Genomic DNA, 23032 nt, shown 5'->3' on the forward strand with positions numbered 1-23032 from the left:
GCCGTTTTCATTGCTGCGGATTCAGCGACTAGCCTGAAGGGCTCGGGCCATTTCCAGATGACTCTGCAGTTTTGGCAGGGTCTCGTCGGCAAACGCCTTGATCTCCGGCACGTCGGTGGTCTGGGCTTCCTGCTGGATCTGCTGAATGGCCTCTTCCGTGGCTTTGACCTGGCTGGCGGCGTAGGCCTGATCGAAGCTGGCGCCTTCTTTGACTTCGGGCATCAGCGCTTTGGCCTTGTCGGCAACTTCTTCGCGGGGCGCCACCGGCAGGTCCAGTTTCTTGGCGATTTTCGCCAGATGCTGGTTGGCGGTGGTGCGGTCGTTGATGACGACGATGGTGTAATCCTTGACCTCTTTGGACTCGGCCTTGCTGTGCGCCAGACGACTGGCCTCGATGTCGGCCATGCCTTTGGCCGAGGCCTCATTGATGAAGTCGGCAGGCGACTGGGCAAACGCGCTGCTGGCGAACAACCCCAGCAGGCTGACAAAACTGATGTGGCGTACTCGGGTGGCCATCCGGCTCATGGTCGCGCCCTCCTTCTTTGCAGATTCAAGCGGGAGCTTGCGCCCCCGCCTCTCAATCAAAACAACCTTCACCGACTACTTCGACTTTTGAGCAGGCTTGCGGCCCATCTCGGTTTTAGGCTCTTTGTCGACCGTCGTGGTGGTGGTTTTCCCACCTTTGCGACCGGCTTCAGACGCCTTGGTCTTATCGTTGGCGAAGTTTCCCGAGTTCGAGTTTCTTGAATTAGGCATGATTCTCTACCCCTTGGTATTTGATCGCGGCGAGCAGGTGCCCGCCTAGATTGAGAATTTCCTGACCGCCAAAGGTTTAGAAAAGTTGCCGTCGCCGCGACGAACGGTGAGCTGCCAGTCAGTGGTCCAGCGCCCGATGATTCAAACGTTTGGCGGCGTACATGGCCTGGTCGGCGTGGCGGAACAGTTGCTGTTCCTCACGTCCGTGCTCGGGATACCGCGCCACACCGATGCTCGGTTCGATACTCAGGTTGTGCCCGTCCAGGCGCAGGGGTTGCACCAATACCTGTCGGATTTTTTCCGCCACGCTGTCGGCATCGTCGGCGGCGTGGACGCTGTGCAGCAGCACCACAAACTCGTCGCCACCGATCCGCGCCACGGTGTCGGTCTCGCGCACGCAGCCCTTGAGCCGGTTGGCCACCGCCTGCAAGAGCATGTCGCCCACCGCATGGCCAAAGGTGTCGTTGACTTGTTTGAAGCGATCCAGATCGACGTACAGCAGCGCCATGTGCCCGGACTGTTCCCGCGCATGGTTCAGAGCAGCCTTGAGGCGTTCGCGCAGCAGTTCGCGGTTGGGCAACTGGGTCAATTGATCGTATTGCGCCATGCGCCGCAGGCGGGCGTGCAGTTGTTGGCGTTCAATGGCGGTGGCGACCTGGGCACAGACGTATTGCAGCAGTTCCTTGTCGCGTTCGGTGTAGCGCTCGCCACCGGGCAGGCTTTTGACGATCAGCGCGCCGATGGTGCGGTCTTTCGAGCTCAGCGGTACGCCGAGCCAGCACGGCGATTGCTGCCCGGCCACCAGCGCGGCGAACTCCGGTGGCGCGTGGGGGCAATCCGGGGTCAAAAGGATTGGCTGGCGGCTGCGGATCACCTCCGCGCACAGACGCCCGGTGACGGTGCCGGGTTGTTCCGGTTGCAACTCGTCATCGTCGACGTGATAGGGAAAATTCAGTTGCGCACAGTGTTCGTCGTACAGCGCCACGGAGAAATTCAGCGCCGGCAGCCACTCGCCGATGATCAGGTGGATGCGCTTGAACAGCGCCAGCAGATCCTCCGCCGCATGGGCCGCTTCGGAAATGGCGTACAGCGCCGCCTGCCGAGATTCGGCGAGTTTGCGCTCGGTGATGTCCCGGGCCACGGCGATGCGCAATTGGTCGACCTCCGACCAACGCGCCGACCACAGGATATGCACGACGCTGCCGTCCTTGCGCACATAACGGTTTTCAAAATTGTGCTTGGGCTCGCCGCCCATGATGTCGCTCGCGGCAGCCAGGGTGCGCTCACGGTCGGCCGGGTAGACGTAGTCGATCATCGACTGGCCGATCAGCTCGTCAGGCGTGTAGCCGAGAATCCGCTCGCAGGCTGCGCTGACAAAAACGAAACGGCCCTGCTTGTCCACGGCACAGACGGCGTCCAGCAACAGATCGATGTAACTCGCCAACGGCGCGGAATTTCGGCTTTCCATGGTTCAGAAAAGGTGTCCGGACAATGCAGCGCTGATCCACCGTCCCTGACCCCGACCTCGCATCCTGCGATCGATTTCAAGCCTTGTTCGGCATCAACCCCGGCAGTGCATGCACCAGCGCGTTGATGGCAAAACCGATGAACATGATCCCGCACAACCGGGTGATCGCCAGTTCATGACGCTGGTACAACGTACGCACCTGCCGCGCCCCGACGATGCCAATGAGGATAGCGTAGGCGAGCAATCCGCCGAGGAAGCTCAAGGCGATCAGCATCGGCAGCATCGACCAGTTGAGCAGTTCGGCGCGGCTCGACAGCAGCGCGGTGAAGGTTGCCACCGCCACCGGGTAGGCCTTGGGGTTGGTCAGGCCGAACAGGATGCCGTGCCAGAACGGCTGACGCGCCGCGCCCTGCGGTTGATCGCCGTTGCTGCGCTTGGCCCGTACCGCACGCCAGCCGAGCCAGAACAGGTACAGGCCGCTGAGTACGCCGAGTACATCGAACGCGGTGCTGCCGATTTCCCGGGCGCCGACAATCGCGATCAGCGCGGTGCTGCACCAGATCACGTCGCCCAGCAGATGCCCGCACAAGAACCCCGCCCCAGCCCGCCGCCCACGTGCGGCGCCGATACCGAACACCGCCAGCACACCCGGCCCCGGCGTGATGCCGTAAATGAAACCCGAAGCCAGCACGGCCATTAGCAACGATGGAGTCATGGAAAACCTGCAAGTCCCGGAAAACGTGGCCGCCAGTCTATCCCAGCAGTTTGTGAATATTCACGACTCGTTGAAAAAACCCATGCCCGCGTAGGGCTTTTGCCGACACGCGGCCAGTCGCGAGGCCAGGTCGCCGACGTGGGCTTCGAGTTTGTGCCCGTCCGGGTCGAGGAAGTAGAACGACGCGCCTTCGCTGCGGTTGTCGCGCCATTCCCCCACGTTGGCGGCGCGAAGCTGCTGTACGAACAGCGGGAAATCCGCAGTGCCAATGCTGAAAGCGTAGTGGGTGTAGTCGGCGGCGGGTTCGGGATGGCGCTTCGGATCGAGGGACAGGCATAACCACAGGCCCGGGAGCGACAGATAGGCACCGGCGTCCCAAGTGGCCTCGACTTGCAGCTTCAGCACGTCACGGTAGAACGCGAGGCTGCGGTCCAGGTCGGTGACGGCGAGGGTCAGGTGGTTGAGGCCGGTGAGCATCGGTCAGTAACCTCTGAGGTCTTCGGGGATGGTGTATTGCTTGCCGTCGTAGGTCAGGGTGATTTGGGTTTTCTTCAGTGGGGAATCCTGGGAAACGCACTCCTTGCCGGCCTTGACGGTTTTCATCGCCGTGCCGCTTGAGGTGACGATCAGGTCGGAATAACCATTGTGGCTGGTCGGGCCGATTTCCACGGTTCGGCGAATTTGCTGACCTTCACCCACACAGTTTTCCAGCCACTCACCGTTGTTCTTGTAGACCACCAGGCCATCAAGTACCGGGCGCAGTTTATTACCCTCGCGCACATAAAGTGTCAGGTCGGTTTTTTCGTAGGGAATGGCGCTTGAATTGTGCGAGAACTTTGACCGCAGCCCGAACGCGCGAACATCCGGGGCCAGCCGATAGCGAGCGGTATCGACCAGCAGATCGGTGAAACGAATGGCATCGGAATTGTAGGCACCGGGTTTCGCATACGTCGCCAGCGTCTTCCAGTTGCTGGTGTCGATGATCGCCAGATCCAGATCAAAGACACCGGCATCGTCACTACCAGCATCCGGCACGTAGGTGGATTTGAGGGCAATCGCCTGATCCTTGAACGCCGGCCATGCCTTGCAGCGGGCCAATGACTGGTCGTCGTAATCCTTGGTGACGCAGGAAACCTGGGCCTGGGCTGGAGCGGTGATGGCCAGCAAGCCGAGGGCGATGAAAAGTCGGGTTGGGGTGAGCATTGTTCTTCCTTGAATTAAGTCGCGTTGGCTCTGTATCACTCGGTGGCTTTGAAACCTTTAGGCAAAACGTATGATTTTCCGTCGTAGCGAAGGGTTGTCAGTTCAGGGCTGCTGACACTGATCTTATCTTCACAAGTGTCGCCTTCGACGACATTGGTCGTCCCTGTCGTCTTGGTTTTGATGATCAGATCGGCATAACCATGGGAGCTGGTCTTGGCGATTTCTACCGTTCTGGTCGTCTCATATCGCTCGCCGGCGCAATCACCGTCCCATTCACCGCCGTACTCATAAACCACTAATTGACTTAGCACGGGACGTAACTTATCGCCCTCTCTCACATAAAGAGAGAGGTGCGTTTCTTCAAGCGGGTTGAGGCGAGAGGCATTGGTGAATTGCACGCGAACGCCAAACGCCCGTACTTCTGGGGTTAGTTTGTAGCGTGCGGTATCAAGCGAGATATCTCGCAATGCCACCCCACCCGAGAAGAAAGCGGAGGCCTGGTGATAAGTGGCAACCGGTTTCGTTTGGTCGCTTTTCAAGACCGATAAATTGAAATCATAGGTGCCGCTCGTGTCGGTGCTCTCCGGCACGGAGCTGCGCTCAAATTTCGCATTCGCGCTGATGATCAACCCCGGATACGCCGGCCACTCCTTGCACACGGAGAAATCCAGATCACCCGCCACCGGCGCAGGCACACAATCAGCCAACACCTGCCCCGCCATCAGCGCCCCACAAAGCGCCAGCCCCACAACAACCCCAGACTTCACTGTCACGCCCCGCTCCTTGATGTTTTTCAGCCGCGCACTATCCCCTGCTCAATCCGTCGATTCAACCAGTTCAACGCCTGATCCCCACCCCGCCGCTTGTGCCATGCCGATACAAACGTGAACGGCGCAATTTCGAACGGAGGCGGCACGACGATCAGCGATTCTTCATCCACCTCATTCAACGCCCGCGAAGCCACGGTCAGGATCAGATCCGTGCCGCTGATAAACCGCGGCGCGGCGCTCCAGTGCGGCAGGCTGATGGCGACGCGGCGGCGTTCGCGCAGGGCGGTCAGGGTGCGTTCGATTTCCGGGGTGCCGCTGCCGCGCATTTCCAGCAGTACGTGCGGGCGTGACAGGTAGGTGGGCAGGTCGAGCTGGCCGTCGGCCGGCAGGCTGTGGCGATCGAGCAAACACACGTAGCGTTCCTCGAACAGCGGCGTGCTGCGCAGTTCGCCGGGCAATTCGGGGAGTACGCCGGCGGCGAGGTCGATGTCGCCGTTGAGCAGGCCTTCGACCATGCCTTCGCGGCTGGCATGGCTGATTTGCAGGTCAATGCCCGGCGCTTCAGCGCGCAGAGTGCGAATCAGCCCGGGCAGGATGAGCGCCGCGCCGTAGTCCGACATCGCGAGGCGAAAGGTCCGGCGCGCGCTGGCCGGATCAAAGGTGTTCGGAGCCAGCAGCGATTGCACCTGAGCCAAGGTTTCCGCCAGCGGCGCCGCCAGCTCCAGCGCCCGCGCGGTGGGCATCAGCCCCGAACCGGCACGCACCAACAATGGATCACCGAGCAAGTCGCGCAGACGCGCCAATGCGTGGCTGACCGCCGGTTGACTCAGGTGCAGACGCTCGGCGGCGCGGGTCACGTGTTGCTCGCCGAGCAAGGCGTCAAGGATTACCAGCAGGTTGAGGTCGATGCGGCGCAGATCATTCATTCGATGCATGTTCCGGATACCAAAACAGAATTTAAATCTGCGCGACGAATACCCTAGAGTCCAGCAAAACCTTGCCGGAGAACGATCATGGGAACGATGCAGTGGGTCGGATTGCTGCTGTTGGCGGTATTCGCCGGGGCGGTGGTGCCGTTTCAGAGTGCGATCAATATCAATCTGGCGCGGGGGTTGGGGCATCCGCTGTGGGCGACTTTCACCTCGCTGGTGGTGAGCGTGCTGGTGTTGTTGCCGGTGATTGTCGTCCTGCGCTTGCCACTGCCGTCGTTGGCCCCGCTCGGCAAGCTGCCGCTGTGGATGTGGACCGGCGGGGCGTTCGGGGTGTGCTTCGTCGCACTGGCGGTGGTGTTGCTGCCAAAGCTGGGGGCCTCGGGATTTCTGGCGCTGGCCCTGGCCGGGCAAATGATCACGTCAATCGTGCTGGATCACTTCGGCCTGTTCGGGCTGGTGGAGAAGCACCTGACATTGCCGCGCCTGTTCGGCGCGCTGTTGTTGGTGGCGGGAGTATTGTTGATTCAGTTCTCCCCAGTGCTGGAAAAGAGCGCCACAGCCGTTGGATAAGGGTTCGGGCGTAGGCACTGACGCGCCGGGTTTGTCGTTTTTTTCATCGTCTCACAGCCCGGCAAGGCTTCGCCCTACAAGCAAATCTCCAACAGCCGTCAATGCTATCGGACGCGGCCGATTCTGACCCTGCATAGCTCTCTGTAAAGTCTGGCAACACACACAATTTGCAACACCCCATGGATTGCCCTGCTCAAGGAGAGCTGCCTATGAATCACCTGTCGGAATCCGCCAACACTTTCTCCAATTACCGCAAGGTCATCGCTTTGGCAGACCACGATTGGGAGGCTGCGGAAGCTGGAAAAATCGCCGCCCTCAACGTCGAGGTCAAAGGCTGTAATCACTTGCTCGATCAGCACGGGCGCCAGTTCCATCATTTCTGCACCACCTCCTATCTGGGTCTCGATCACCACCCCGCGCTGCTTGAGGGGGCCATCACGGCGCTGCGTGAAACCGGTACGTTGCGCGTTGCCAACTCGAAAAACCGCTGCAAACTGGCGCTGCTCGAGCAATACGAAAGCGAGTTGTCGCAATTGTTTGGCGCGGTGTGTCTGACCACTCTGTCCTGCAGCGCCGCGAGCGCCGGTATCCTGCCGCTGCTGGCCAGTGGCGTGTTCACCCAGAACCGCCCGCCGGTGATGGTGTTTGATCGCCTGGCCCATTACTCGATGAATCACCTGAAGGCCAGTTGCGCCGACGAGACCCAGGTATTGACCAGCCCCCACAACGACATGGATTTTCTCGAATCGGTGTGCCAGCGCCATTCCACCGTCGCCTACATCGCCGACGGCGCCTACAGCATGGGGGGCGTCGCCAATCTGGACGGTCTGTTGTATCTGAAGGAGCGTTACGGCCTGTTTCTTTATCTCGATGACTCCCACGCGTTGTCGGCAGTCGGCAGCAACGGTGCCGGTCTGGTACGGCCGAGAATGCCGGCGCTGGAAGAGGACTGTCTGATCGTCGCATCTCTGGCCAAATCATTCGGGGCCAGCGGCGGCCTGGTGATGCTCGGGAATGATCGGCAGAAGAAATTGATCCAGCGTTACGGCGGGCCGAGCAACTGGTCGCAGAGCCTCAATTGCGCGGCCATTGGTGCGGGCCTCGCGTCGATCGAGCTGCATCGCAGTGCAGAACTGAGGGCCTTGCAGGTTCGGCTCCAGGCCAATATTCGCCTGTTCGACAGCCTCTTGAGCACCGAACAGCACGGCAGCTCCATGGCCATCCGCTTGATCAACTGTGGCGACGCCGCCCTGGCCAATCGAATCGCCATTGAACTGGCCGAACACGGCTTTTTCACCAGCGCCGTGTTTTTCCCGGTAGTGGCCCGAGGTAAAGCCGCGATCCGCGTGACCCTGCGCGCCGACATGGAATCGACCCTGATCCACCGCTTTTGTGATTTGATCACCGGTCTGTTAATGACGCGCGGTCACCCTCGCCACCGCTGAACCTTCACGGACGACTTATGAACCCCAGCCTCATCCTGCTCATCACCTGTTCCACCGTGTTCCTCGCCCAACTGGGCATGAGCATTTATCTGCCGGCGCTGCCACAGATCGCCGGGCATTTGCAGGTCGATGCACCGCAGGTGGCCTGGGGCTTGTCGCTGTACCTGGTCGGCATGGCGCTGCCGATGCTGCTGTGGGGCAGTCTGGCCCAGCGCATCGGCCGCAAACCGGTGCTGCTCGCGGCGCTGGGGATTTATGGGCTGGCGAACCTGGCGTTGCCGCTGGGTGCGACGCTGGAATCGTTCCTGTTGCTGCGACTGCTTCAGGGGATCGGCGCCAGCGGCATTTCGGTGATGGCGCGGGTGCTGATTCGAGACAGCTTTCGGGGGGATCTGCTGGCGAAGGCGTTGTCGTGGATTTCGATTTCGTTCGTTGTCGCGCTCGGCATCGGGCAATACGCCGGCTCGCTCATTCAGGTGACGCTGGGCTGGCAGGCGATCTTTTATCTGCTGGGCGCGGTCAGTCTGTTGATGGCCGCGATAGTCTCGCGCCTGAACTTTCCAACACTTGTCGAAGCGCCCGCAACCGCTTCGCCGTGGGCGGTCTATCGAACGATCCTGATCCATCGGGCGTTTCTGCTGCCGGCGCTTGCGGGCGGTCTGGGTTATGGCGTGATCATCGCGTTCAACAGCGCTGCGCCAGTGATTCTGCAAGGCCCGTTCAATTGGTCGGCGACGGAATACGGGTTGCTGGGCTGGCCGATCAGCGCCGCATATTTTCTGGGGGCGCTGGCGGTCAATCGCTTTGTGCTGCGTACCGGTCAGCACCGACTGATGACACTGGGGGTCAGCCTGGTGATGGCCGGCACTGGCGTGATGCTGGCTGGCAGTCTGTTGGCCAGCTCGATGGCCTGGTTGCTTTGGCTGCCCTATTGCGTCGCCGTGTTCGGCCAGTCGCTGAACTATCCGATCAGCCTGTCACGGGCCAACGATGGCGCGCCGATTGCCGGCGCTTACGCGATGGCCCTGAGCGGTTTCATCCACCAATTGATGGCTGCACTGATCGGCGCGGTGGCCAGCCTGTTCGCTAGTCCGCAGGCGTGGCCGCTATCGATGCTGTGCTGCGTTCTGGCATTTGGCGCGGTGCTCTGCACGAGGTTAACGCCCGATCGTCAGCCCGCTTAAAACGCGCTGCGGAAAATCTCCTCGATCTGCCGCTGATCCGCCGCCCGCGGATTGGTGAAGCCGCAGGCGTCTTTCAGGGCGTTGGCGGCGAGCACCGGGATGTCGGTGCATTTGGCGCCCAGATCACGCAGGCCACCGGGAATCTCCACGTCCCTGGCCAGGCAACGAATCGCATCGATCGCGGCTTTTGCGCCCTCTTCAGGACTGAAACCACGAATGTCGGCGCCCATGGCGTGGGCCACGTCGGTCAGACGATCGGCGCAGACCTGCGCGTTGAATGTCTGCACATGCGGCAGCAATACCGCGTTGCACACCCCGTGAGGCAGATCATAGAAACCGCCCAACTGGTGCGCCATCGCATGCACGTAGCCGAGGGACGCATTGTTGAACGCCATGCCCGCGAGGAACTGCGCGTAGGCCATGTTTTCCCGCGCGGCCAGGTCGCTGCCGTCGCGCACGGCCAGGCGCAGGTTGTTGCTGATCAGGGTCATCGCCTTCAGCGCGCAGGCGTCGGTGATCGGGTTGGCAGCGGTGGAGACGTAGGCTTCGATCGCGTGGGTCAGTGCGTCCATGCCGGTGGCGGCGGTCAGGCTTTTCGGCATGGCGACCATCAGCGCCGGGTCGTTGACCGACAGCAGCGGCGTGACGTTGCGGTCGACGATGGCCATTTTCACGTGGCGGGTTTCGTCGGTGATGATGCAGAACCGGGTCATCTCGCTGGCGGTGCCGGCGGTGGTGTTGATGGCGATCAGCGGCAGTTGTGGCTTGGTCGATTGATCGACGCCTTCGTAGTCGCGGATCTGCCCGCCGTTGGTGGCACACAACGCAATGCCCTTGGCGCAGTCGTGGGGCGAACCGCCGCCCAACGACACCACGAAGTCGCAGCGACTCTCCTTGAGCAGCGCCAGTCCTGACTCAACGTTGGCGATGCTCGGGTTGGGCTTGGCGCCGTCGAAGATCACCGAGTCGATGTCCTGCATCGCCAGTTTTTCGGCAATCATCGTCGCAACGCCGGCCTTGGCCAGCCCGGCGTCGGTGACGATCAGCGCTTTGCGAAAACCGTAGTTGCGGATCGCGTTCATGGCGTCGTCAAGGCAGCCGCTGCCCATGATGTTTACGGCGGGAATGAAAAAGGTGCTGCTCATGGCGCGTCTCCTGACTGGGGCCGAATCGACTCGTGCAATTCGGCAGATGCACACAGGATCGACCGATCGGTCACGGCGGATGTTGATCTGGCTCAATGCCCGCTCGTGATAAAGTCGCCGTCCATCTGCCCTTTGTTTTGAGACGTGCCCTGCAATGACCGATTTTCTGGATGTCGACGCCACCCTCGAAGACTGGAACGCGTTGCGCGCCACCACCGACTTCAGCGGCCTGCTGCTGGGCAACGGCGCCAGTCGCGCGGTGTGGGACGATTTCGGCTACGACTCGCTGTTCGAAAACGCACGCACGGTGGAAGAAAAACCGTTGACCCCGTCGGAACTGAGCGTGTTCGACGCCCTGCAAACGCGCAGCTTCGAGCAGGTGCTCGGCGCGCTGAAAACCACCAGCCGGGTCAACAAGGCGCTGGCCGTCAGTTCGGCCGCACCGCGCAACCGCTACTACGCGATCAAGGAAGCGCTGATCAACACGGTGCACGCGGTGCACATCCCGTGGCGGCTGATCGAAGCCTCAACCCTGACGACCCTGAACAGCGAACTGGCGCGTTATCGCACGGTGTTCACCACCAATTACGATTTGCTCAATTACTGGGCTCTGCAACATCAGGGCGAGGCGATCGACGACCTGTTCAACGGCCCGGATGCGAGTTTCGATCTGTGCGACAGCAACACTGAAAAACCGCGTCTGCTGTACCTGCACGGTGGCCTGCATCTGGTGCGCAACCAGGACGGCACCGCGCGCAAACTGACCGCGACCGAGGGCACGCTGCTCGGCAGTTTCGCGATCAACAACACGATCAAGACGCTGGACGACGTGCCGCTGTTCGTCAATGAAGGGCCGAGCGCGGACAAGCTCAAGACCATCCGCAGTTCCGATTACCTGTCGTTCTGCTACGACCAGTTACTCAAACACGGCGACAATCTGTGCATCTTCGGCCACGCCCTCGGCGAGCAGGACAGCCACCTCGTGCGCGCCCTGCGTCTGGCGAAACCGAAGACCGTGGCGATCTCGATCTACCCGCGCAGCGCGGCGTTCATCCAGCATCAGAAGCGTCACTACGCCAAGGTGTTCGAGGGCACGGGTGTCGAGTTGCGCTTCTTTGATTCCAAGAGCCATACGCTGGGCCATCCGAAGCTGTCGGTGCCGGTCGAGGTCTGATCACTCCTCGCTGCTGTGCACCACCACCAGCAACTGCGCCTGCACCTCGCCCACTGAGCGGATGCGGTGGGGTTTCTGCGCATTGAAGTGCAGCGCATCGCCCCGCTCCAGCAGCACCCGTTCGTTCACGAAGTCCACTTCGACCTGGCCTTCGTGGACGAACAGAAATTCCTCGCCCAAGTGCTCCTTGAAAGTCTTGTCGGTGAATTCGCTCGGCGGATAAATGATGAACGGCAACAGGCTGCGCTCGCTGACCTGATGGGCCAGCACTGCGTAGCCGGGGCTGTGGTCGTTGGCCGCCAGCGACTGGCGCTCATGGCTGCGCACCAGGCTGTAGCTGTCGAGGCTGACGTTGTCTTCGGAGAACAGCTCCTCGACTTTCACGTTCAGCGCCTTGGCCAGTTTCAGCGCAGCGGCAATCGACGGCGTGTTCAATCCGCGCTCGACCTTCGACAGGTAACTCTTGGTCATGCCGGATTTCTCGGCCAGCGCCTCAAGGGTTACGCCAAGTTTTTTTCTCAATAATTTCAAACGGATAGACATGCGAAGCGATTAATCCAGCAAAGGAAAGACGATTTGTCCTTGCCAATGACACAAAGTGTCATATAGCCTCGTAAGTGTCATACATGGCAACCACCACAGGACACGGATATGGCGAAGACATTAGCACTACCCAAAGACGAACTGGTCAAGCAAGCGCTGACCCAGATGCAAAAAACCCTGGCGGATAATACGTGGACAGACCGGCAAAAGCTGGCCCTGACCTGCCGGATCCTGTTCGAAAACGGCCACGATTCGGGCCTCGCCGGGCAGATCACCGCCCGTGGCCCGCAACCGGGCACTTACTACACTCAGCAACTGGGCCTGGGTTTCGATGAAATCACCGCGAGCAATCTGCTGCTGGTCAACGAAGACCTCGAAGTACTCGAAGGCCACGGCATGGCCAACCCGGCCAACCGTTTCCACAGCTGGGTGTACCGCGCCCGACCGGACGTGAACTGCATCATCCACACCCACCCGACACACATTGCCGCACTGTCGATGCTGGAAGTGCCGCTGCAGATTTCCCACATGGACCTGTGCCCGCTGTACGACGATTGCGCGTTCCTTGAAGGCTGGCCGGGTGTGCCGGTGGGTAACGAAGAAGGCGAACTGATTGCCGGCGCGTTGGGCGACAAACGGGCGATCCTGCTTTCCCACCACGGGCAACTGTCGACCGGCACGACCATCGAGGAAGCCTGTGTCATCGCGCAATTGATCGAGCGCGCCGCCAAACTGCAATTGCTGGCGATGGCCGCCGGGACGATCAAGCCGATCATTCCCGAGCTCGGCCGCGAGGCCCATGACTGGGTCTCGAAACCCAAACGCCACGCCGCGGCCTTCAACTACTACGCCCGGCAGAACCTGCGGCAGCACGCCGATTGCCTGAACTGAACACCTCATCCTTGCGGAGCACTCTCATGTCCAACATTCACGGCATCATCGGCTACACCATCACCCCGTTCGGCGCCAATGGCGAAGGCGTCGACCTGCCGGCCCTCGGCCGCTCCATCGACCGGCTGATCGCCGGCGGCGTCCACGCCATCGCGCCATTGGGCAGCACCGGCGAAGGTGCCTACCTGAGCGATGCGGAGTGGGACCAGGTCGCCGAATTCAGCATCAAGCACGTCGCCAAACGCGTGCCGACCGTGGTCAGCGTGTCCGACCTGACCACCGCCAAAGCGGTGCGCCGCGCACGCTTCGCCGAAGCCCATGGCGCCGACGTGGTGATGGTGCTGCCGACGTCCTACTGGAAACTCACCGAGGCGGAAATCCTCGCCCACTACCGCGCCATCGGCGACAGCATCGGCGTGCCGATCATGCTCTACAACAACCCGGCCACCAGCGGCACCGACATGTCGGTGGAGCTGATCCTGCGCATCGTCAACGGCGTGGAAAACGTGACCATGGTCAAGGAGAGCACCGGCGACATCCAGCGCATGCACAAGCTGCAACTGCTGGGCGAAGGCCGGGTGCCGTTCTACAACGGCTGCAACCCGCTGGCGCTGGAAGCCTTCGCTGCAGGGGCCAAAGGCTGGTGCACGGCGGCACCGAACCTGATCCCGCAGCTCAACCTGGATTTGTACGAAGCCACACTGGCAGGGGATCTCGGCAAGGCGCGAGAGCTGTTCTACCGCCAGTTGCCGCTGCTGGACTTCATCCTCAAGGGCGGCCTGCCGGCGACGATCAAGGCCGGTCTGCGCCTGAACGGTCTGGAAGTCGGCGATCCGCGTTTGCCGGTGTTCCCGCTGGCTGAGGCCGGGCGTACGCAATTGCAGGCCTTGCTGAACACCTTGCGCTGAACGAAAAAAATCCCGCCCGGTTTACGCCGGGCGGGATTTTTTGTGGCCGTCGATCAGAGGCTGGCGGCGCGTTTCATGGCTTCGCGGTGGAACGGCTGATCCTTGAGAATCTGCGCGATGAACGTGTCGCTGATCAAGCGCATGTGTTCGAACTGACCGCCCGAGGCGTTGAATGCGCCGCGCCAGGATTCGGTGTGGTTGTTCACGGTGTAGACGCCCAGTATCTGCTTGCCATGGCTGAGGCTGAACACCACCGTGCTGTCGAAACTCACTGGCACCGGCACCAGAAACAGGGTGAAGGCGCTCAGAAGCATCTGCGGCTGAATCCCGCCGACATCGCTGTTGGCAATCACCAAAACGTTGTAGCCGTCTTCGCTGCGGCCGGCCTTCACTTCTTCAAAGGTGCCACGCCGACGCAATTCGTCACGCAGCATCCAGCTCGGCATGCCGATCACACTGACGTTGATGGCCGGCAATTGCTGGCTGCTGTAATCGACATCCGGCGCTTTCAGCGAATGAGTGGCCTGGCAGCCACCGAGCAGCAGAAGCAAGCCCAGAAGCAGACGTTTGATGAGCATTAGAATTTCCCCGAGAGCATGGCTTTGTAGACGGAGGCGCTGGTGCCGTTCTCTTCACGAATAAACGGTGTGGCGGTGTACAGGTTCGGCATGTCCAGTCGTTGCAGGCCGGGTACTTGCGGATACCTGGCGCGGACCAGCGCGGCGTCGCGTTCGAGATGATCGCTGTGCAGAAACAGGCAGGTGCTGTCGCTGGGGGACACGCAGCCGGCACGGAAGTCACCGATGTAGTAAGCCTTGCCCGCTTCAAGCTGCATGCCGATGGTGAAGTCCTCACGGCTCCAGGACACCGATCTGCCGCGATCGAATCGCACGTTGTAGATCTCGTAGCGACCGGGTTTGAGCGGCATCACGAACAGCGTGCCGATACCACGACCGGTCTCGCGCACGTCTCGTGCGGTACGAGCATAGAACTCGTTGTGCAGGCGCGCGCTGGCGAATTCGTCACTGCCACGTTTGCGGATCAGCAGCATCTGTTCCTGGGCCGCATAGGATGCTTTTGGCCAGATGCCGACCACGCCCACCAGATACGCGGTGCCGGAATCGGCACTCGGTGCGAGTTCATCATCGATTTGGGTCGGGGACAGGCTATAGCAGCCGCTCAAGCCGAGCAGCAGGGTCAGGACAGCGAAAAGGCGGATCATCAGTGGGAAAACTCTGGCGGCAGTTGTTCAAAAATTCCGCGAAAGAGTCATCTCGGCGCCCCTTCCATGGATTGGCGGCGGAGGATAAGCGAAATGATGGCACATAGCCAGAATTCAGTCGCCAAGGATTTGGCGACTGAACGTCATGGGTGGTTCAAAGCACCGGCAGGGTTTTGTCCTTGATCACCTTGGACGGCCCGTTGGCCTTGACGCTGGCGATGCCTTTGGCACACGCCGCGTCCGATGAATAGGATTCGCTGCTGCCGATGATCTGGTGATTGGCCGCCTTGAGGTTGAAGTAGGGGTGACCGTCCTTCGTCGATTTTTTCTCGTAGCGTTCGTCCAGCGGGCTGTTGGCCTGCACCGAGGCGATGCCGTTTTCGGCGGCCGTGCGGCTGGTGTACAGCTCGCTGGTCAGAATGGTTTCGGCGTTCGCCGCTTTCAGTACGAACCTGTACTGGCCGTTGCTGCTTTTGCTCAACTCATACCATCCGGACATGGTGTTTCTCCTTTTCGATGTGTCACAGGGTGATTTTGGTTCCAAGCAACCCGAGGAACCCGGCCAGCCATTTCGGGTGCGCCGGCCAGGCAGGCGCAGTGGCCAGGTTGCCCTGGACATGGCCGTCCGTGACCGGGATGTCGATGTAGGTGCCGCCGGCCAGGCGCACTTCCGGGGCACAGGCCGGATAAGCACTGCACTCGCGACCTTCGAGAATCCCCGCCGCCGCCAGCAGTTGCGCGCCGTGACAGACGGCGGCAATCGGCTTGCCGGCCTTGTCGAAAGCACGCACCAGTTCGAGGACTTTTTCGTTCAGCCGCAGGTATTCCGGCGCACGCCCGCCGGGCACCAGCAAGGCGTCGTAATCCTTGGCATCGACCTTGGCGAAATCGAAGTTCAGGGCGAACTGGTGACCGGGTTTCTCGCTGTAGGTCTGGTCGCCTTCAAAGTCATGGATCGCGGTGCGCACGGTCTTGCCGGCGGCCTTGTCCGGGCACACGGCATGCACGGTGTGACCGACCATTTGCAGGGCCTGGAACGGCACCATCACTTCGTAGTCTTCGACGTAATCGCCGACCAGCATCAGTATCTTTTTCGCGGCCATGGGCAGGACTCCTCTGGTGAATGCGCAGGAATATTCACAGTAGCCCAAGGACCGCGATGGCGTTCGCAAACTGTATGGATAACTCTGCGCTCAGCTGTAACAGCCCGATTGCCGTGGTTTGTGGCTAGATGAAGACACCTTCCCGTTACCTTCGAATCGAGTTGCCCTCAATGTCTTCGCGCGAAAACACCGGCATGGCCCTCGGCCTGCTCGGCGTGGTGATTTTCAGCCTTACCCTGCCCTTCACCCGCATCGTGGTGCAGGAACTGCATCCGCTGCTCAACGGCCTCGGCCGCGCGTTGTTCGCGGCAATGCCGGCAGCAGCGCTGTTGATGTGGCGACGGGAAAAGTGGCCGACCTGGAAGCAGGTCAAAGGCCTGAGCCTGGTGATCGCCGGGGTGATTCTCGGTTTCCCGGTGCTGTCGGCGTGGGCCATGCAGACCTTGCCGGCCTCCCATGGCGCGCTGGTCAACGGTTTGCAGCCGTTGTGCGTGGCGCTTTATGCCGCGTGGTTGTCCCATGAACGTCCTTCAAAAGCCTTCTGGGCCTGCGCCGCACTGGGCAGTGCGCTGGTGCTGGGATACGCGTTGTACACCGGTGCCGGCAGCATTCAGGCCGGGGATTTGTTGATGTTGGGTGCGATTGCGGTGGGTGGTCTGGGTTATGCCGAGGGCGGGCGCCTGGCCCGGGAGATGGGCGGCTGGCAGGTGATCTGCTGGGCGCTGGTGCTGTCCACGCCGTTGCTGATCGGCCCGGTGCTCTATCTGGCTTTCCAGCATCAGGGCGCGGTGTCGGCGAAAACCTGGTGGGCCTTCGGCTACGTCGCGCTGTTTTCGCAGTTCCTGGGTTTCTTCGCCTGGTACGCCGGGCTGGCCATGGGGGGCATTGCCCGGGTCAGTCAGATCCAGTTGTTGCAGATCTTCTTCACCATCGCGTTTTCCGCGCTGTTCTTTGGGGAACACGTGGAGCCGATCACCTGGTTGTTCGCCTGCGGGGTGATCGCGACGGTGATGCTCGGGCGCAAGACCGCGGTGCGCCCGGCTCAACCGGGCACATTACCGGCCGGGGTTCAGCTCAAGCCTTGAGCTTCAGCAGGCCGTCAGCGAGCAGCAGGGTTTCGAGGCAGTGCTCGCTGATCTGGTAGAACGCCTTCAACTCCTGAATCTTCACCAGCAACTGAGTCGGGTCCACCGGCTCGGCGCGCTTCACGGCGAGGATCATCTTGTTCTTGTTGGTGTGGTCCAGCGAGATGAACTCGAACACCTTGGTCTCGTAACCGCAGGCTTCAAGGAACAGCGCACGCAAGCTGTCGGTGACCATTTCCGCCTGCTGGCCCAGGTGCAGGCCGTATTGCAGCATCGGCTTGAGCAGCGCCGGGCTCTGGATCTGCAAGCGGATCTGTTTGTGGCAGCACGGCGAACACATGATGATCGAGGCGCCGGAGCGGATGCCGGTGTGGATCGCGTAGTCGGTGGCGATGTCGCAGGCATGCAGGGCGATCATCACGTCCAGCTCGCTCGGCGCCACGCTGCGCACATCACCGCATTTGAACACCAGCCCCGGGTGTTCGAGTTTCTGCGCGGCGCTGTTGCACAGGTTGACCATTTCTTCACGCAACTCGACGCCGGTGACTTCGCCTTCGGCCTTCAGGGTGTTGCGCAAATAGTCATGAATGGCGAACGTCAGATACCCCTTGCCCGAACCGAAATCCGCCACCCGCACCGGTTTGTCCATGGCCAGCGGCGACGAGGTCAGCGCGTGGCTGAAGACTTCGATGAACTTGTTGATCTGCTTCCACTTGCGCGACATCGCCGGGATCAGCTCATGCTGGGCGTTGGTCACGCCCAGATCCTTGAGGAACGGTCGGTTCAGATCGAGGAAGCGGTTTTTCTCGCGGTTGTGCTCGGCGGACGGCACTTCACGCAATTGCTGAGGTTTGCTCATGAACAGCGAGCTCTTGCCCTTTTTGCTGTATTCGAGCTGGGCTTCGTCAGTCAGGGCCAGCAAATGCGCATTTTTGAACGCCGCCGGCAGCAGCCCGGCAATCGTCGCCACCGCTTCGTCCAGCGGCAGGTTCTTGGTGATGTCGCGGGTCTTGTAGCGGTAAACGAACGACAGGCACGGCTGCGCCTTGACCGTCACCGGTTTGATGATGATCCGCTGCAGATCCGCTTCTTCACCGACGTACTTGGCCAGCACCAGTTTGATGAAGCCGTTCTGTTCGAGGCTGGTTTGCAGCAGCTCGATGAACCGGGTGTGGTGATCGGGCGCCGGTTTGGCGGATGCGGAGGGAGCGGTAACGGACATGGGAAAAAGCGGCCTCGGACGGGCAAATCGGGAATGGGCGCTAGTTTAGGGGGGATGGCGTTCGAGGGCACGGCTAATTTCCCGAACGGCTTATCCCAACACCACCAACCGATTCGGCAACTCATTCCTGACCTGCGTCACCGGCACATGCACCTTCAGCAACTCGCCGCACGCCTCGATACAAGTGACGAAGCCCTGCAGCGTCTGCCCCTGCCTTACCTGCTCGGTAAACGCCGCGACAATCGAGTCCCAGCTCTTGTTATCCAGCTTTTTGGAAATCCCTTCATCCACCAGAATTTCCACGTACCGCTCCGCCTCGCAGACAAAAATCAGCATGCCGGTGCTGCCCACCGTGTGATGCAGGTTCTGTTCGAGAAACTGCCGCCGCGCCAGGTTCGAGGCGCGCCAGTGCCGGACGTGGCGCGGGATCAGATGAGTGGTGACCCTGGGCAGGCGAAACACCAGGCACAGCACGACAAAACTGACCCACTGCACCAGCAACAGACTGTGCATGGTCAGCCAGCCGGTCAGGTAATGCACGATCCCCGGCACCACCAGCGCCAGCAGGCTGGCCCACAGCAGCGGGATGTACGCGTAGTCGTCGGCGCGGGCTGCGAGCACCGTCACCAGTTCGGCGTCGGTGTCGCGCTCGACTCGGGCGATGGCCTCGGCGACCTTGCGTTGTTCGTGTTCAGTCAGTAATGCCATGTCGTGAAGTGCCTGCTCATTATTGTTATCACCAGCCGCCGGAGGAACCGCCCCCGCCGAAACTGCCACCGCCGCCGCTGAAGCCCCCGCCTCCACCGCCGCCGCCAAAACCACCGCCACCGAAGCCGCCCCCTCCTCCGGAGCCGCCCCGGCCGGCGGGAAGGATACCGAGCATCTGGCAGACAAAAACAGTCAGGATGAACAACATCACCAGAAATACGAACAATGCCGGGTGCCGCGAGACAAAATCATCCGCAGGATCGCCGGCCGATTCATACACCGTGGACGGCTCGTCCAGCGGATTGCCGCCGAGCACCACCAGCATCGCCGCCACACCGTCGCTGATGCCCTTGCTGAAATTGCCGGCCTTGAACGACGGCGTGATCACCTGATGGATGATCACCGAGCTCTGGGCGTCGGTCAGCCGGTCCTCCAGCCCGTAGCCGACTTCGATGCGCAATTTGCGCTCGTCCCGGGCGACGATCAACAGGGCGCCGTTGTTCTTGTCCTTCTGGCCGATGCCCCAATGCCGGCCGAGTTCGACGCCATAGTCCTCAATGGTGGCGCCTTGCAGATTCGGTAACGTCACCACCACCAACTGTTCGCCGGTCGCCTGCTCGTGGGCCTGCAACTGCTGGCTCAGTTGCGTGCGCACCGACGGCTCGATCATCTGCGCCTCGTCCACCACCCGCCCGGTCAGCGCCGGAAAGGTCAACTCGGCCCGGGCGCTGACGGCAAACAGCCACAGCATCAGCACCAGGCCCATCTTCAACACACGCATGGGCATCCCCGGCTCAGAACTTCACTTCCGGGGCCTTGTCCGCGCCGGGGCTGGTGGCTTCGAAGGTCTCGCGGATCGGCAAATTGCTGTACATCACGCTGTGCCACAGACGACCGGGAAAGGTGCGGATCTCGGTGTTGTATTTCTGCACCGCCAGAATGAAATCCCGACGCGCCACGGCGATGCGGTTTTCCGTGCCCTCAAGTTGCGATTGCAGGGCGAGGAAGTTCTGGTTGGCTTTCAGGTCCGGATAGCGTTCGGACACCACCATCAACCGGCTCAAGGCACCGGTCAGCTGATCCTGGGCCTGCTGGAACTGCTTGAGTTTTTCCGGATTGTCGAGAGTGCTGGCATCGACCTGGATCGACGTCGCCTTGGCCCGCGCCTCGATAACCGCCGTCAGGGTTGCTTCCTCGTGTTTGGCATAGCCCTTCACGGTTTCCACCAGATTGGGGATCAGGTCGGCGCGCCGCTGGTACTGGTTCTGCACCTGGCCCCAGGCAGCCTTGGCCTGTTCGTCGAGGGTGGGGATGTTGTTGATGCCGCAGGCGGTCAACAACGTGGCCAGCACCAGCAGGGTGACGACCTGCAAACGCGAGCGGTAGACAGGACTGACATTCATCGGACGGGTGCTCCCTTGCACATTTCATGAATAATGAATCGCGAAACATTCTCAGCCGACGGTTGGGGCATAATCGCCCCCGCCACTGGATTGCGGCGGGCCGATGGGCTAAAAAGAGGCCCTGCGCGATCACGTCGCCGAAACGTTCGACGTACATTCGGCTGTCGTTTTCTGAATCAGCACCCGAACAACAATAGTCGCTCCCTACATTTTGGCTGGCCGGTGTTGTAACGCCGTTTAGGCCCTTGAGAAAACTATTCATGAAGAAGCTGTGTTTGCTGGGCCTGTTCGTCAGCCTGGCCAGTCATCAAGTACTGGCCGCCACGACCCCGGTCCCCCTGGAAAACAAGGATGCGTTCATCAGTAATCTGATGAAACAGATGACCCTCGACGAGAAAATCGGCCAGTTGCGCCTGATCAGCATCGGCCCGGAAATGCCCCGCGAGCTGATTCGTAAAGAGATCGCCGCCGGCAACATCGGCGGCACGTTCAACTCGATCACCCGCCCGGAAAACCGTCCGATGCAGGACGCTGCCATGCGTAGCCGTCTTAAGATCCCGATGTTTTTCGCGTACGACGTGATCCACGGTCACCGTACGATTTTCCCGATTCCGCTGGCCCTGGCGTCGAGCTGGGACATGGACGCCATCGGCCAGTCCGGGCGCGTTGCCGCCAAGGAAGCCGCCGCCGACAGCCTCGACATCACCTTCGCGCCAATGGTCGACATCTCCCGCGACCCGCGCTGGGGCCGCAGCTCCGAAGGTTTCGGTGAAGACACCTACCTGACCTCACGCATCGCCAAAGTCATGGTCAAGGCCTATCAGGGCGAGACCCCGAGCGCGGCCGACAGCATCATGGCCAGCGTCAAGCACTTCGCCCTGTACGGCGCGGTCGAGGGCGGTCGCGACTACAACACCGTCGACATGAGCCCGGTGAAGATGTACCAGGACTATCTGCCACCGTACCGCGCAGCCATCGACGCTGGCGCCGGCGGCGTGATGGTGGCGTTGAACTCGATCAACGGCATCCCGGCCACCGCCAACACCTGGCTGATGAACGACTTGCTGCGCAAGGACTGGGGCTTCAAGGGCCTGGCGGTCAGCGACCACGGCGCGATCTTCGAGCTGATCAAGCACGGCGTGGCCCGCGACGGTCGTGAAGCGGCGAAGCTGGCGATAAAGGCCGGCATCGACATGAGCATGAACGACACCCTGTACGGCAAAGAGCTGCCGGGGCTGCTCAAGTCCGGCGAGATCGAACAGAAAGACATCGACAACGCGGTGCGTGAAGTGCTCGCCGCCAAGTACGACATGGGCCTGTTCAAGGATCCGTACCTGCGCATCGGCAAGGCTGAAGACGATCCGGCCGACACCTACGCCGAAAGTCGCCTGCACCGCGCCGACGCCCGTGAAGTGGCGCGTCGCAGCCTGGTGCTGCTGAAAAACCAGAACGAAACCCTGCCGCTGAAGAAAACCGCCAAAGTTGCGCTGGTCGGCCCGCTGGCCAAGGCCCCGATCGACATGATGGGCAGTTGGGCCGCCGCCGGTCGTCCGGCGCAATCGGTGACCCTGTTCGACGGCATGAGCAATGTGATCGGCGACAAGGCGAACCTGATCTACGCCCGTGGCGCCAACATCACCAGCGACAAGAAGGTGCTCGACTACCTGAACTTCCTCAACTTCGACGCCCCGGAAGTGGTCGATGACCCACGCCCGGCCAACGTGTTGATCGACGAGGCGGTGAAAGCCGCCAAGAATGCTGACGTGGTGGTCGCGGCCGTGGGCGAGTCCCGTGGCATGTCCCACGAATCGTCGAGCCGCACCGACCTGAACATCCCGGAAAACCAGCGCGAGCTGATCCGTGCCCTGAAAGCCACCGGCAAGCCGTTGGTGCTGGTGCTGATGAACGGCCGTCCGCTGACCATCCTCGAGGAGAAGGAACAGGCCGACGCGATTCTGGAAACCTGGTTCAGCGGCACCGAGGGCGGCAACGCCATCGCCGACGTGCTGTTCGGCGACTACAACCCGTCGGGCAAACTGCCGGTGACCTTCCCGCGCTCCGTGGGCCAGATCCCGACCTACTACAACCACCTGAGCATTGGCCGGCCGTTCACGCCGGGCAAACCGGGCAACTACACCTCGCAGTATTTCGATGACACCACCGGGCCGCTGTTCCCGTTCGGTTTCGGCCTGAGCTACACCAACTTCAGTCTGACTGACATGGCGCTGTCCTCGACCACCCTGAACGCCACTGGCAAGCTCGACGCCAGTGTCATGGTCAAGAACACCGGCAAGCGTGACGGCGAAACCGTGGTGCAGCTGTATATCCAGGACGTCACCGGGTCGATGATCCGTCCGGTCAAGGAGCTGAAGAACTTCCAGAAAATCATGCTTAAGGCCGGCGAGCAGAAAGTCGTGCACTTCACCATCACCGAAGATGACCTGAAGTTCTACAACGCCCAGCTCAAGTACGCGGCCGAGCCTGGCAAGTTCAACGTGCAGATCGGCCTGGATTCCCAGGACGTGACGCAGCAGAGCTTTGAACTGCTGTAATTAGCCAAGCGCTGCAAAACCTGTAACCGATCG

General features: G+C 61.3%; 26 protein-coding genes. 8 read left to right on the plus strand and 18 right to left on the minus strand.

The features are described 5' to 3' along the window. Nucleotides 1-21: 21 nt before the first annotated feature. The 8 genes from BMZ46_RS05075 to BMZ46_RS05110 form a co-directional block, all read right to left on the minus strand. A complete protein-coding gene (locus BMZ46_RS05075; protein WP_064594055.1) occupies nucleotides 22-525 on the minus strand; it encodes a DUF4142 domain-containing protein in 504 nt (167 codons plus the stop codon). A gap of 75 nt (nucleotides 526-600) precedes the next feature. Continuing rightward, on the minus strand, nucleotides 601-756 hold the full coding sequence (locus BMZ46_RS05080; RefSeq protein ID WP_074691067.1) for a KGG domain-containing protein: 156 nt from the start codon (nucleotides 754-756) through the stop codon (nucleotides 601-603). A 118-nt stretch (nucleotides 757-874) separates the two neighbouring features. Next, complete coding sequence (locus BMZ46_RS05085; RefSeq protein WP_074691066.1) at nucleotides 875-2224, minus strand: sensor domain-containing protein; 1350 nt, start codon at nucleotides 2222-2224, stop codon at nucleotides 875-877. A gap of 76 nt (nucleotides 2225-2300) precedes the next feature. Then, entirely contained in the window at nucleotides 2301-2939 is a 639-nt protein-coding gene (locus tag BMZ46_RS05090) for a LysE family translocator (RefSeq protein WP_039772730.1), read from the minus strand. A gap of 60 nt (nucleotides 2940-2999) precedes the next feature. Then, nucleotides 3000-3416 carry a fosfomycin resistance glutathione transferase gene (gene fos / locus BMZ46_RS05095; protein ID WP_074691065.1) on the minus strand — a complete coding sequence of 139 codons (417 nt, stop codon included), beginning with the start codon at nucleotides 3414-3416 and terminating at the stop codon, nucleotides 3000-3002. A gap of 3 nt (nucleotides 3417-3419) precedes the next feature. Further along, nucleotides 3420-4142, minus strand: a complete 723-nt coding sequence (locus tag BMZ46_RS05100; protein WP_074691064.1) for a PA3715 family protein — start codon at nucleotides 4140-4142, stop codon at nucleotides 3420-3422. 35 nt (nucleotides 4143-4177) lie between these two features. Then, nucleotides 4178-4915, minus strand: a complete 738-nt coding sequence (locus BMZ46_RS05105; protein ID WP_081353139.1) for a PA3715 family protein — start codon at nucleotides 4913-4915, stop codon at nucleotides 4178-4180. A gap of 20 nt (nucleotides 4916-4935) precedes the next feature. Continuing rightward, nucleotides 4936-5847 (minus strand): LysR family transcriptional regulator, encoded by a 912-nt coding sequence (locus BMZ46_RS05110; RefSeq protein WP_170844886.1) that lies wholly within the window; start codon nucleotides 5845-5847, stop codon nucleotides 4936-4938. 78 nt (nucleotides 5848-5925) lie between these two features. Here BMZ46_RS05110 and BMZ46_RS05115 point away from each other — a divergent pair, with 78 nt between their 5' ends. From BMZ46_RS05115 to BMZ46_RS05125, 3 genes are all read left to right on the plus strand, one after another. Further along, entirely contained in the window at nucleotides 5926-6414 is a 489-nt protein-coding gene (locus BMZ46_RS05115) for a DMT family transporter (protein ID WP_074691062.1), read from the plus strand. Between the two features lie 209 nt (nucleotides 6415-6623). Further along, complete coding sequence (locus tag BMZ46_RS05120) at nucleotides 6624-7859, plus strand: aminotransferase class I/II-fold pyridoxal phosphate-dependent enzyme (RefSeq protein WP_074691061.1); 1236 nt, start codon at nucleotides 6624-6626, stop codon at nucleotides 7857-7859. Nucleotides 7860-7876: 17 nt separating this feature from the next. After that, nucleotides 7877-9043, plus strand: coding sequence for an MFS transporter (locus BMZ46_RS05125; protein ID WP_074691060.1), 1167 nt, complete (start codon nucleotides 7877-7879; stop codon nucleotides 9041-9043). On the opposite strand, the gene yiaY is transcribed toward BMZ46_RS05125, so the two are convergent. Beyond that, on the minus strand, nucleotides 9040-10188 hold the full coding sequence (gene yiaY, locus BMZ46_RS05130) for an L-threonine dehydrogenase (protein ID WP_074691059.1): 1149 nt from the start codon (nucleotides 10186-10188) through the stop codon (nucleotides 9040-9042). The two genes, BMZ46_RS05125 and yiaY, sit on opposite strands and share 4 nt — an antisense overlap. A gap of 154 nt (nucleotides 10189-10342) precedes the next feature. Between yiaY and BMZ46_RS05135 the strand changes: the two genes are divergently transcribed. Further along, the gene (locus tag BMZ46_RS05135; protein ID WP_074691058.1) at nucleotides 10343-11362 is read left to right on the plus strand and encodes a DUF4917 family protein; all 1020 of its coding nucleotides are present in this window, start codon (nucleotides 10343-10345) and stop codon (nucleotides 11360-11362) included. On the opposite strand, the gene BMZ46_RS05140 is transcribed toward BMZ46_RS05135, so the two are convergent. Further along, nucleotides 11363-11905 carry a helix-turn-helix domain-containing protein gene (locus BMZ46_RS05140; protein WP_007957913.1) on the minus strand — a complete coding sequence of 181 codons (543 nt, stop codon included), beginning with the start codon at nucleotides 11903-11905 and terminating at the stop codon, nucleotides 11363-11365. It lies immediately after the preceding gene. A gap of 108 nt (nucleotides 11906-12013) precedes the next feature. Between BMZ46_RS05140 and BMZ46_RS05145 the strand changes: the two genes are divergently transcribed. Then, nucleotides 12014-12796: an aldolase gene (locus BMZ46_RS05145; RefSeq protein WP_064594034.1), complete on the plus strand. Its 783-nt coding sequence runs from the start codon at nucleotides 12014-12016 to the stop codon at nucleotides 12794-12796. A gap of 26 nt (nucleotides 12797-12822) precedes the next feature. Beyond that, nucleotides 12823-13704: a dihydrodipicolinate synthase family protein gene (locus BMZ46_RS05150; RefSeq protein ID WP_074691057.1), complete on the plus strand. Its 882-nt coding sequence runs from the start codon at nucleotides 12823-12825 to the stop codon at nucleotides 13702-13704. A gap of 53 nt (nucleotides 13705-13757) precedes the next feature. Here BMZ46_RS05150 and BMZ46_RS05155 read toward each other — a convergent pair whose 3' ends face one another. The 4 genes from BMZ46_RS05155 to BMZ46_RS05170 form a co-directional block, all read right to left on the minus strand. Continuing rightward, nucleotides 13758-14282: a hypothetical protein gene (locus BMZ46_RS05155; RefSeq protein ID WP_039772742.1), complete on the minus strand. Its 525-nt coding sequence runs from the start codon at nucleotides 14280-14282 to the stop codon at nucleotides 13758-13760. Next, on the minus strand, nucleotides 14282-14926 hold the full coding sequence (locus tag BMZ46_RS05160; protein ID WP_039772743.1) for a hypothetical protein: 645 nt from the start codon (nucleotides 14924-14926) through the stop codon (nucleotides 14282-14284). The genes BMZ46_RS05155 and BMZ46_RS05160 overlap by 1 nt, the downstream gene beginning before the upstream one ends. Nucleotides 14927-15080: 154 nt before the next feature. Further along, nucleotides 15081-15425 (minus strand): YegP family protein, encoded by a 345-nt coding sequence (locus tag BMZ46_RS05165; protein ID WP_074691056.1) that lies wholly within the window; start codon nucleotides 15423-15425, stop codon nucleotides 15081-15083. A gap of 22 nt (nucleotides 15426-15447) precedes the next feature. Continuing rightward, entirely contained in the window at nucleotides 15448-16029 is a 582-nt protein-coding gene (locus BMZ46_RS05170; protein ID WP_007957909.1) for a DJ-1/PfpI family protein, read from the minus strand. A 170-nt stretch (nucleotides 16030-16199) separates the two neighbouring features. Between BMZ46_RS05170 and BMZ46_RS05175 the strand changes: the two genes are divergently transcribed. Continuing rightward, on the plus strand, nucleotides 16200-17114 hold the full coding sequence (locus BMZ46_RS05175; RefSeq protein WP_074691055.1) for a DMT family transporter: 915 nt from the start codon (nucleotides 16200-16202) through the stop codon (nucleotides 17112-17114). On the opposite strand, the gene BMZ46_RS05180 is transcribed toward BMZ46_RS05175, so the two are convergent. The 4 genes from BMZ46_RS05180 to BMZ46_RS05195 all read right to left on the minus strand — a co-directional run bounded on the left by BMZ46_RS05180 (nucleotide 17104) and on the right by BMZ46_RS05195 (nucleotide 20447). Further along, on the minus strand, nucleotides 17104-18336 hold the full coding sequence (locus BMZ46_RS05180) for a class I SAM-dependent methyltransferase (RefSeq protein WP_039772746.1): 1233 nt from the start codon (nucleotides 18334-18336) through the stop codon (nucleotides 17104-17106). The two genes, BMZ46_RS05175 and BMZ46_RS05180, sit on opposite strands and share 11 nt — an antisense overlap. A 90-nt stretch (nucleotides 18337-18426) precedes the next feature. Beyond that, nucleotides 18427-19044: a TPM domain-containing protein gene (locus BMZ46_RS05185; protein ID WP_039772747.1), complete on the minus strand. Its 618-nt coding sequence runs from the start codon at nucleotides 19042-19044 to the stop codon at nucleotides 18427-18429. Between the two features lie 28 nt (nucleotides 19045-19072). After that, nucleotides 19073-19825 (minus strand): TPM domain-containing protein, encoded by a 753-nt coding sequence (locus BMZ46_RS05190; protein ID WP_039771483.1) that lies wholly within the window; start codon nucleotides 19823-19825, stop codon nucleotides 19073-19075. Nucleotides 19826-19838: 13 nt separating this feature from the next. Next, nucleotides 19839-20447 (minus strand): LemA family protein, encoded by a 609-nt coding sequence (locus tag BMZ46_RS05195; protein WP_074691054.1) that lies wholly within the window; start codon nucleotides 20445-20447, stop codon nucleotides 19839-19841. A 260-nt stretch (nucleotides 20448-20707) separates the two neighbouring features. Here BMZ46_RS05195 and bglX point away from each other — a divergent pair, with 260 nt between their 5' ends. After that, on the plus strand, nucleotides 20708-22999 hold the full coding sequence (gene bglX / locus BMZ46_RS05200; RefSeq protein WP_074691053.1) for a beta-glucosidase BglX: 2292 nt from the start codon (nucleotides 20708-20710) through the stop codon (nucleotides 22997-22999). The last annotated feature ends 33 nt before the right edge of the window (nucleotides 23000-23032 follow it).

The organism is Pseudomonas sp. NFIX49 (genome assembly GCF_900115915.1).
Lineage (GTDB): Bacteria > Pseudomonadota > Gammaproteobacteria > Pseudomonadales > Pseudomonadaceae > Aquipseudomonas > Aquipseudomonas pharyngis.

Excerpts from the sequence above, each read along its gene's own strand:
- BMZ46_RS05075 (WP_064594055.1), bottom strand. The coding sequence starts at position 525 with ATGAGCCGGATGGCCACCCGAGTACGCCACATCAGTTTTGTCAGCCTG.
- BMZ46_RS05080 (WP_074691067.1), bottom strand. The coding sequence starts at position 756 with ATGCCTAATTCAAGAAACTCGAACTCGGGAAACTTCGCCAACGATAAG.
- BMZ46_RS05085 (WP_074691066.1), bottom strand. The coding sequence starts at position 2,224 with ATGGAAAGCCGAAATTCCGCGCCGTTGGCGAGTTACATCGATCTGTTG.
- BMZ46_RS05090 (WP_039772730.1), bottom strand. The coding sequence starts at position 2,939 with ATGACTCCATCGTTGCTAATGGCCGTGCTGGCTTCGGGTTTCATTTAC.
- fos (WP_074691065.1), bottom strand. The coding sequence starts at position 3,416 with ATGCTCACCGGCCTCAACCACCTGACCCTCGCCGTCACCGACCTGGAC.
- BMZ46_RS05100 (WP_074691064.1), bottom strand. The coding sequence starts at position 4,142 with ATGCTCACCCCAACCCGACTTTTCATCGCCCTCGGCTTGCTGGCCATC.
- BMZ46_RS05110 (WP_170844886.1), bottom strand. The coding sequence starts at position 5,847 with ATGCATCGAATGAATGATCTGCGCCGCATCGACCTCAACCTGCTGGTA.
- BMZ46_RS05115 (WP_074691062.1), top strand. The coding sequence starts at position 5,926 with ATGGGAACGATGCAGTGGGTCGGATTGCTGCTGTTGGCGGTATTCGCC.
- BMZ46_RS05120 (WP_074691061.1), top strand. The coding sequence starts at position 6,624 with ATGAATCACCTGTCGGAATCCGCCAACACTTTCTCCAATTACCGCAAG.
- BMZ46_RS05125 (WP_074691060.1), top strand. The coding sequence starts at position 7,877 with ATGAACCCCAGCCTCATCCTGCTCATCACCTGTTCCACCGTGTTCCTC.
- yiaY (WP_074691059.1), bottom strand. The coding sequence starts at position 10,188 with ATGAGCAGCACCTTTTTCATTCCCGCCGTAAACATCATGGGCAGCGGC.
- BMZ46_RS05135 (WP_074691058.1), top strand. The coding sequence starts at position 10,343 with ATGACCGATTTTCTGGATGTCGACGCCACCCTCGAAGACTGGAACGCG.
- BMZ46_RS05140 (WP_007957913.1), bottom strand. The coding sequence starts at position 11,905 with ATGTCTATCCGTTTGAAATTATTGAGAAAAAAACTTGGCGTAACCCTT.
- BMZ46_RS05145 (WP_064594034.1), top strand. The coding sequence starts at position 12,014 with ATGGCGAAGACATTAGCACTACCCAAAGACGAACTGGTCAAGCAAGCG.
- BMZ46_RS05150 (WP_074691057.1), top strand. The coding sequence starts at position 12,823 with ATGTCCAACATTCACGGCATCATCGGCTACACCATCACCCCGTTCGGC.
- BMZ46_RS05155 (WP_039772742.1), bottom strand. The coding sequence starts at position 14,282 with ATGCTCATCAAACGTCTGCTTCTGGGCTTGCTTCTGCTGCTCGGTGGC.
- BMZ46_RS05160 (WP_039772743.1), bottom strand. The coding sequence starts at position 14,926 with ATGATCCGCCTTTTCGCTGTCCTGACCCTGCTGCTCGGCTTGAGCGGC.
- BMZ46_RS05165 (WP_074691056.1), bottom strand. The coding sequence starts at position 15,425 with ATGTCCGGATGGTATGAGTTGAGCAAAAGCAGCAACGGCCAGTACAGG.
- BMZ46_RS05170 (WP_007957909.1), bottom strand. The coding sequence starts at position 16,029 with ATGGCCGCGAAAAAGATACTGATGCTGGTCGGCGATTACGTCGAAGAC.
- BMZ46_RS05175 (WP_074691055.1), top strand. The coding sequence starts at position 16,200 with ATGTCTTCGCGCGAAAACACCGGCATGGCCCTCGGCCTGCTCGGCGTG.
- BMZ46_RS05180 (WP_039772746.1), bottom strand. The coding sequence starts at position 18,336 with ATGTCCGTTACCGCTCCCTCCGCATCCGCCAAACCGGCGCCCGATCAC.
- BMZ46_RS05185 (WP_039772747.1), bottom strand. The coding sequence starts at position 19,044 with ATGGCATTACTGACTGAACACGAACAACGCAAGGTCGCCGAGGCCATC.
- BMZ46_RS05190 (WP_039771483.1), bottom strand. The coding sequence starts at position 19,825 with ATGCGTGTGTTGAAGATGGGCCTGGTGCTGATGCTGTGGCTGTTTGCC.
- BMZ46_RS05195 (WP_074691054.1), bottom strand. The coding sequence starts at position 20,447 with ATGAATGTCAGTCCTGTCTACCGCTCGCGTTTGCAGGTCGTCACCCTG.
- bglX (WP_074691053.1), top strand. The coding sequence starts at position 20,708 with ATGAAGAAGCTGTGTTTGCTGGGCCTGTTCGTCAGCCTGGCCAGTCAT.